Raw genomic sequence first — 1,702 nt, 5'->3', positions numbered from 1 at the left:
GCCTTCAGCGGCACGAGCAGTGACCGGAACACCAGGACCAGCAGCAAGAACGCCAGCCCGACGACCACGATGAGGTAGATCGGGAACGCATCGCTCAAGCTGCCGGCGACATCGACACCCACCGCCGTACTGCCGGTGACCAGCGCCCGGGCTCCGGTCTGGTTCTCCAGCCCGGCCAGCGCATCGCGCAGCGTTCCGACCAGTTGTTTGGTGTCTGCAGCGGCGGGTCCGCTCCGCGGGATGACGGTGATGCTCGCGAAGTTGACCGCCTGAAGCTGCTGACGCAGCGCCGTGACCGCCGCCGGCTTGGACGGATCGGCAGCCGGGACGACGGCAGTGATATCGGTCTGGACACCCTCGACGATCGCGGTCGCCGTCTGCACCGCGGCCACCGGATCCTTGGCGCCTTGGGTGTCAACGACAACCAGCAGCGGCCCGTTGGCACCGGCCCCGAAATTCTGGGCGATCAGGTCATAGGCCTGGCGCTGGCCAGACCCAGCCGGGGCACTCCCGTCGTCGGGCAGCGCGATCTCCATCGACAAGACCGGGATCGAGACGACCAGGGCGATACCGAGGCCGGCCAGCAACGTGGAAACCCTGTGCTTGACGACGAAGTCGGCCCACCGCCGGCCTACTGGGCGTACCTCTTCATCGCCAGGCGTGCCCGGACGCTTGGCGAGCCACCGGGTGACCAAGCCTGGCCGGCCGCCGGTGACACGCGAACCACCCAGGCCGACCACGGCCGGCAACAGGGTCAACGCGATCAACACCGCGACGGCGACGGTCGCGGCGCCACCCAAGCCCATCTGGGTGAGGAAGCTGATGTTGCAGACCGCGAGCCCGACCAGCGCGATGATGACCGTCAGGCCTGCGAAGACCACTGCCGAGCCGGCCGTACCGATCGCCACCCCCATGGCGGTTTCCCGTGACCGCCCCGATCTGACCTCTTGGCGGTATCGCGACATGACGAACAGTGAGTAGTCGATACCGACCGCGAGCCCGAGCATCAGGGCCAGCACCGGCGTGGTGGAACTCAGCTCGACGAATCCGGTGAGCGTGGTGATTCCGGTGAGGCCGATGCCGACACCGATCAGCGCGGTCAGCAGCGACATCCCCGCCGCCAGCAGCGACCCGAAGGTGATCGCCAGCACGACCAGGGCGATCACGACGCCCACGACCTCGGCCGAGCCCTCGGCACTCTCGGCGGGAAACGCATTCCCGCCCACGATCACAGTCAGGCCATCAGCACGCAGTGATGACGCGGCGTGGTCTATCGCGTCCTCGTCGGAGGCGTCGAGATCTACCGTCGGCCGATCGTAGTTGACCGTCAGATAGGCAGTCCGTCCGTCCGGGGTGACTGTCCCCGCGGCAAACGGGTCGGTGACACCGGTCACGTGCTCGGTCGTCGCAAGCTTTACCGCCGCGGCGATCTGTTTCTTCACCGCGTCGGTGGTCAACTGCTTGCCCTCGGGCGCCTGGATCACCACCTGGGCGATCGCGCCATCCGTCACGGCCTGCGGCGTCCGCTCCTTGATCAGATCGAACGCGCGGGTCGATTCCAGCCCTGGCAGCGAGAACGAGTCCTGGGTCGGGCCGGACAGCGTCGAGGCACCCACGGCGGTGGCGGCCAGGGCCAGCAGCCATCCGGCGATGACGACGATGCGGTGACCGAAGCACCACCGACCGATCTTGTACAGCAGCC

1 protein-coding gene is annotated in these 1,702 nt (G+C 67.8%); it reads right to left on the bottom strand.

Features of this window, described 5'->3' with window-relative positions:
* A partial coding sequence (locus G3I17_RS39150) for an MMPL family transporter (protein ID WP_164604480.1) occupies positions 1-1,702 on the bottom strand: 1,702 nt, incomplete at both ends.

This window comes from Streptomyces sp. SID13031 (assembly GCF_010548305.1).
Classification (GTDB): Bacteria; Actinomycetota; Actinomycetes; order Propionibacteriales; family Kribbellaceae; genus Kribbella.
This window is presented reverse-complemented; position numbering and strand designations above follow the sequence as displayed.